The organism is Gilliamella sp. Fer4-1 (assembly GCF_001690515.1).
GTDB lineage: Bacteria > Pseudomonadota > Gammaproteobacteria > Enterobacterales > Orbaceae > Gilliamella > Gilliamella apicola_C.
This window is the reverse complement of the sequence record NZ_LZGZ01000342.1, coordinates 1-6,513: the sequence shown is the minus strand read 5'-3', so window position 1 is coordinate 6,513 and position 6,513 is coordinate 1. Positions and strand designations below refer to the sequence as shown.

Sequence of the window (6,513 nt, the reverse complement as noted above, 5' to 3'; positions counted from 1 at the left end):
AATTGATTAGTTGCTTTTATTATTTCTAATTCTGCACCTTTATATCTTATAATTTTTGATTCTGATAAGTCATATTCAACATTATTTGAAAATGCAGGGCGAGAAAAATCCTTATTAAATTCTTTATACCCGATGTTAATCTTATGCCCTACTTTACCGTTATAGATTAGTATCTGCTGGAACGCATTTTGATAAGTTACATTTTTCTTTTGGTACGAAAATGAAGAATTACTGTTACATAAAGAGCCACCACTAACAGTAACAATGCATAGGTCATTATCTTTTTTATTAGTTCTAATCCCTACAGGTAAATCAGCAAAGGTTGATTTACCCACTGTTACTCCAGAATTTAACTCATTTAAACCAAAAAATAGATACTTTTGATCTTCACCTACTTTAGGGTATTCTCCGGCATGAATAGTAAAATCCACCCCTCTGCTAACAACTGTAGTTTGAGGAAAATAAATAACATCCCTTGACGCTACTGTGCCCTGTCTAACCATATCATCGCCAATAAAGGTTTTTGTAACAACATTCAAATCGGGATAGCTTATTTGTTTTGTTTCAGCTACATAATTATATTTCACAGTGCTACAAGCGGTTAAAACCAAGCCAAATAAACCAATTAATATAAGTTTCTTCACTCTATTCTCCTATAAGTAATTTTGATTAATAGTATGAAATTTGTTAGCCAAGTGCAATTTACAACTTTCAATTAATAATTATCTGTTTTTGATAACAATCTCTTCATTCCATGATCCGCTTTCAAACAAACATCTGGCTTTAAAGCTTTCTTTATTGCCAAATTTATTTTTTACATCAAAATAAACATCAACGGTTGCATTGCCATTTGTTTTATTGACGTCATAACTTGTACCCGTCAAAGAGTATAAATCGATCTCTCCATATTTATTAGCTTTACCTTTAATCAAATTATTACATTTATCAATTGCTAGATCTTTAGGGATCGCTTGCTCTAACTGGGTTTTGATGCTACCTCCATTATTTATAGTGTTTTCATCTATCGAAATTCTTGTATTATTTTTACATTCAACAACGAATCTTAAATTATCCTTGGTACCCATATTCATAACATCAATATTAGAATCAGTCACATATTCACATTTTCCACTATCAACAACCACCTTAGCTGCAACGTATCTCAATTTATTAACTTTATCAAAATCACTACCAAGCAAATCTCTTAATTCCTCAAAATCGTCAGGTTTATACTGGTACGATGTAACAAGGCTGTCAATACTTCTAATATATGGATCTTCCAATTTCTGACCTTTATCTAAATCAGATTGTTTAATCCATCCTTTATGAGTTTCAATCAAATAATCAGGGGATGTTAATCTAATATATGAAAAGTCCCCATTAACACATTCCTCAATCACGCTCGTAGAAGAATCTACAGATAAATAATCAGTTTCTCCTGTCCTTTTTTTATACGCTTCATTAACTATGGGAATCATTTCTCCTCCATTTTTTTTATATAAAATGCTTTTCCATAAAACAGGATAACTCTTCCCTGTTATTGTTGCCTCTGAATCACATTCGGGAGGAATTGAGCTAGAATTAGATTTGTCCTCATTGCAACCAACCAAAAGCAAACTAATAAAACCAACTAAAAATATTTTTTTCATACCATCTCCTTAATTAAATTTCGGTAATGGTATGAAATTTTGCCCATCAAATCAACGCCGATTTAGCAGCCCCCCAGGTCTTTGCTCTTCTTGAATTACACTTCTTAGTGCTTGTTTCAGCATTCTAGCTGTCTCGTTAGCGGCTTCTTTATTGTCTTGCCCTTCACCGAAAGAGATATTTTGCGTAATATTATTTATGATTGTTCTGCTTGCTGAGCCTCGGGATAACTTATTAGACGGGATAACTTCCCCGTTTTTGTTCGGTATCATGTATTGCTTTCCGTGTGCGACAAACAATTCAGGTTCTCCGCTTTCATTTACTCTATAAGCTTTCCCAACATCAACGCCACCGCCTCGAAGTCTTCCCCCTCCGTAAGCTATACCCAGAGCTTTCATTGAACCGATAGCTGTTGCGTACGATGTTGCGCCTGTAGTTGCTGCCGCGCCCTGCGTTGCGATTGAGGCATACATAGCAGCGGGTTGATATGCTGCTGCTAATAACGTAGCTTCGGCTACTTGTGCCGCCGTTGTTGCTGCCGAAGTTGTTTTAGCTACAATTGCGTTCTTAACATATTGCATACCCATTTGAACAAGTGAGCCTATCGCTTCGTTCAAAATCACATTAGCAAAGTTCTGCATTGCTTGTGTCGCCGTCATTGTGCCAGACATCAGCCCAGATATTGTACTTGTTGCGCTACTTGCTAATCCCTCAAGTGATGACGCTAAAAACTCGTTAGCATCACTCTGATTTCGCCAAATTTCCCATTGTGCATTGATACGATTTTGTTCGTACTGATGATTAGCTGCTTCACGTAAAGCTATTGCGTTTTCTTCGGTGATCCATTTCTGCTTTTCAAACTCTTGAATCAAAGCAAGTTTTCTATCATTTTCATTTTTAAGGGCTTGGACTGGATCAACTTGTGCTACAGCGTCGTCAATTTTAGATACAACAGCATCAGATTTGATTTTAGCCATGTTTATCTGATGTTGTTGCTCAAGTTGTTCAAGCTTAGCGTTGTATTCTTCTTGAGTTTTTATTTCTCCCTCTTTACGTAATACATCTAATGATTTTTTAGATTGTTTAAATGAATCTTCTTCGGCTTCAATTGGGCTTTTCAGCAAACCTAAATTTTTATACGCTTGAGATGTTTTAATCAGCTCCTTTAGCTTTTCCGTTTGTTCAGCAGTGACTTTACCGCCCATTTTTTGGGTGATCGCAAGTAATTCAGCTTCAACAGTAAGACCTTGTGCCTCCAATTTAGCAACGGCTAACTTATCGCTAAGCTCTTTTACTTCTTCTGCGTAACTTTTAGTTGTGCCTTTTTTGTTGCTACTTTTAATTTTATTGTTTTCAACCGATAGCGCCTTTAGCTGAGCTACCAGTGGCTGCAAGGCTGCGACTTGGTCATTTGTTAACTTAGTAAAGTTAGCTTGACCCAAAGCTAAAGCCATTAGGTCGTCTTTATACTCATCTGCTCTCTTGCCCAAAGCCGAATAAAGCCCATCTAACACAAACGCTGCTTCACTATTTCCTTGTGATTTTAGCGTTGCAATATCAAGCTCTTTTGATATGCTCGCCAGTTTTTTATCAATCTCTGATTTTGATGCGTCATCCCAATTTTTGGATAGATTTTCTCCAGACTTAGCGGCTTTATTAGAAGCATTCGCTGATTCATAGTTTTTTACTATAACTTCGTCCAAGAGATCAACTGCTTTATTGAAGCCTTCCTGCATTACAGCAATTGTTTTTTTAATTTCTTCTCTTCTTTTTTCTAAGTCAGCAATTTTTTCTTGTCGATTATTCCCTCTGCCATATGTTGCTCTGCCACTTCTTGTTAACTCTAGTTTTTTATTAATTTTATCAAGTTCTTCTACTTGCCCTTCAATCGCCTTATTCTGTTCAAAAATTTGTTTCTTTAAATCTATAGCAAACGCTTCTCTTTGTGCTTTAGATAAACCTTTATATTTTTCTGCTAAAGCTGCTACTTCATCAGTTAACTCTAAAGCCTTTTGTTTCGCTTCTGCTGCTTTACTCGACCATGTTACTAGCGCACCAGCCGTAAGTAATAGTAGACCCGCAGGTCCACCTAACAAAGCCATGGCACTTTTTAAACCATTTGCTGCAAAAGATGTTGCTTTCATCGCTACATCAAGTCTTGCTTGCGCTGCTGTCTGCTGATTTGTAGCAGCAGTTAAGGCATCAGTGTTGGCTTTTAACTGTTTTCTAATTGCGTTTCTAGTTTTTTCGGTTTGTGCTAGTTTTAGCTGTGCTGACAATGATTGTTGTACAGCTCTCAAGTGAACAAGCTCGGCTTGTGCTTGCTGTAGTGCTGCTTGTGCTGCCGCTTTTTCAGCTTGAGCAAGTTTTATATCATTAATCACTTTCTCCGCACTCTGCTTAGTCGCATTAGCTAGCGATGTGATATATTTCCCTGCGTAAATCGCAGCAAGCGCACCGACACCAGTCATCAAAATATCAACGTGCTGAGACATTAGAATCAGCGAATCAACTAAAACCTTAGTTGCGCCAGTTGAGTTGTTGAGTTCGCCAAGATATTTCTTAAGATTGTTGGTAACACGATTGATGCCGTCTTGTACGGTATTTCGCATGTTATCAGCAAGCGCCGCAGTTTCTTCTTGCGCAGCTATCATTGCATCAGTAAAGTCTGACATAGATAACTTGCCATCAGAAGCCATTTGTCTGACCTCTGCTTCTGTTTTATTTAACTGCTTCCCTAGTGTTTTAAGAACGCTAGGCATTGCACTAAAAACAGACATTGCATCGATACCAGCCAGTTTCCCTTTCATCTGCGCTTTAGTTAAAGCGTTGATAGCTGATTCTGCGCTTAATGCGTTAGTTTTATTGATTGTCATCAAGTTGGATAACGTATCTATGTAAGACAATGTACTCTGAGTGCTATAACCCAGCTCACTCATAGAATTAGAAAGGCGAATATATAACTCTGATGATTCTTCAATTGTGCGACCATTTCGGTCTGATGTAGCTAAAAGCTGGTCTAAAATATCTTTAGTTTGTGATGCTGTAGCACCCGTGTTTTGAATGCGGTCTTCTAGCTCGTTCCAACTTTGAGCATATGCAATGATTTGGCTAGAAACCAAAGCAGCAGATACAGCTTTAGCAATCTGTGTTAGCTTGCTCATTGACGCCGCTGTTCGTTCAAACCCCTCTTGTGCTCTTTTGTTAAAACTAGACACTTGTTTATCGGCTGTTAATAAAGCCCCTGTTTTAGCATCAATTGTGTAATATATACTTCCTGCTTCAAATGACATAAAAACCTCTTATAGAAATTTAGGTAATAAAAAACCACCCGAAGGTGGTTTAATTGAATTTGGTTGGTTAACGATAAGTTATCTAGAGTCTAGGGCTATTTTTTTGCAGGTTTCATACATTTCATTAAGATCATCATCCCATAAGTCATTATCGATTAAAACTTGTTTGATTATTTTTGTATCTTTGTTATTAAGCAAAGTAAAAGCGAGAAAAGCAGAAAAAGCTTTATCTGGTTGGCACAGTTCCAGTGTTGTGATCATATTATTTCTAACATAATCAATATTACTTTTATTATTAACTAAATCGTCTATATATTTATTTATACGATTTGAAGCCTCGAATCTTGATTGCAACAATCGTTCATAGTCATTTAAAGCCAATTTTTTAATAGTATTGTCACCTTTTGAGCCTGCATTTTCTTTTGGATACAAACGACAAGCTTGAATAGATAAATGTAATTTAGGATCATCCTCATAAGGATTTATAATAGGTGTTATAACAACATCCAAACTCCCTTTTCTGAGATTACACCTTTTACATGAAGGTAACAAATTATCCCAATTTACGACTTCATCAGGATATCGTTTTTTACATTTAAAATGCTCAACTTCAACGTATGAATCTTCAATCTGTAATTGACATTCACAATAAGCGCATTTAGAGTTGCTGCTTTCTAATAATCGCTCCTTTATTTTTTCGTGATTCCATACAGTATCAGAATTAGACTTATACCTTTCTATTAGTTCTTGAACCTTTATCATCGCTTAAGTAATCGGGTTTTTTCCCTTTTTCTAACTTAATCATGGATTAACCCTTAAGCCCATCCAATTGCATTTTAAAAAGTGCTCTTAAAGGGTATGTAGGATGAAGTAATTTATCTAATTCGTTATGAGCTTCAGTAGCAGCTTTTATATCATTATCATCTAGCGCCCTACTAAATTTTGTGTAAACTTCCCTATATTTTTCTGTTCGAACATCTCTCATACCCATTACATCAGTAAGAATTTCCTCAACTGTCCATCCTTTAAAGCCATGTGGGGCGATATCTAAGGTTCTTTTTTCTAAATGACCATTCTGCCCAGATAAAGCTATAACTTCGTTCGCCTCGGCGGTTTGAATAACGTGAGGGCTATGCGTACTGATGATAAATTGGGCTTTCGGAAATGTTTTTGTAAGAACGCTGCAAACTTTACCTTGCCATTCAGGATGAAGGTGTAACTCTATCTCATCAATTAGAATAATTCCATTAAAGTCTGATGCTAAAACATTGTTGTTTTGGAATCGATATTCAATTTCTTTAATTATGCCCAATAAAATAAATAAAATAGACCTAAATCCAGAAGATAAAAGCTCAAAATATATTTCTCCTGTAGGTGTTTTTACAATTATCTCATTTTGAGTAGTAGTTTTATAAAATGTAACCTTATTATCAAGTAACGAAAAACAGCTTATTGCTAATTTAATGTTTTCTTGTTGAACATCAGTTAAATTATTAGCATGCGCGCTATGCAAATATCTAGAAACAAACCATTGTTTTATATCATTATTATCTAAACCTTCAGCGTTTTCCGA

The 6,513-nt window shown here is 35.9% G+C and carries 5 protein-coding genes; all 5 read right to left on the bottom strand.

The window, feature by feature from the left end; all coding sequences use genetic code 11:
• Positions 1–644, bottom strand: a 644-nt coding sequence (locus A9G30_RS11690; protein WP_065589066.1) for a hypothetical protein, incomplete at its 3' end; no start/stop codon positions are given.
• Between the two features lie 78 nt (positions 645–722).
• Entirely contained in the window at positions 723–1,649 is a 927-nt protein-coding gene (locus A9G30_RS11685; protein WP_065589065.1) for a hypothetical protein, read from the bottom strand.
• A 51-nt stretch (positions 1,650–1,700) separates the two neighbouring features.
• Positions 1,701–4,940, bottom strand: coding sequence for a tape measure protein (locus A9G30_RS11680; RefSeq protein ID WP_065589064.1), 3,240 nt, complete (start codon positions 4,938–4,940; stop codon positions 1,701–1,703).
• Positions 4,941–5,018: 78 nt separating this feature from the next.
• Positions 5,019–5,702 carry an HNH endonuclease gene (locus tag A9G30_RS11675; RefSeq protein ID WP_218057888.1) on the bottom strand — a complete coding sequence of 228 codons (684 nt, stop codon included), beginning with the start codon at positions 5,700–5,702 and terminating at the stop codon, positions 5,019–5,021.
• Positions 5,703–5,748: 46 nt separating this feature from the next.
• The coding region (locus A9G30_RS11670) for an AAA family ATPase (protein ID WP_176700912.1) at positions 5,749–6,513 on the bottom strand (765 nt) is incomplete at its 5' end.

Excerpts from the sequence above, each read along its gene's own strand:
- A9G30_RS11680 (WP_065589064.1), bottom strand. The coding sequence starts at position 4,940 with ATGTCATTTGAAGCAGGAAGTATATATTACACAATTGATGCTAAAACA.
- A9G30_RS11685 (WP_065589065.1), bottom strand. The coding sequence starts at position 1,649 with ATGAAAAAAATATTTTTAGTTGGTTTTATTAGTTTGCTTTTGGTTGGT.
- A9G30_RS11675 (WP_218057888.1), bottom strand. The coding sequence starts at position 5,702 with ATGATAAAGGTTCAAGAACTAATAGAAAGGTATAAGTCTAATTCTGAT.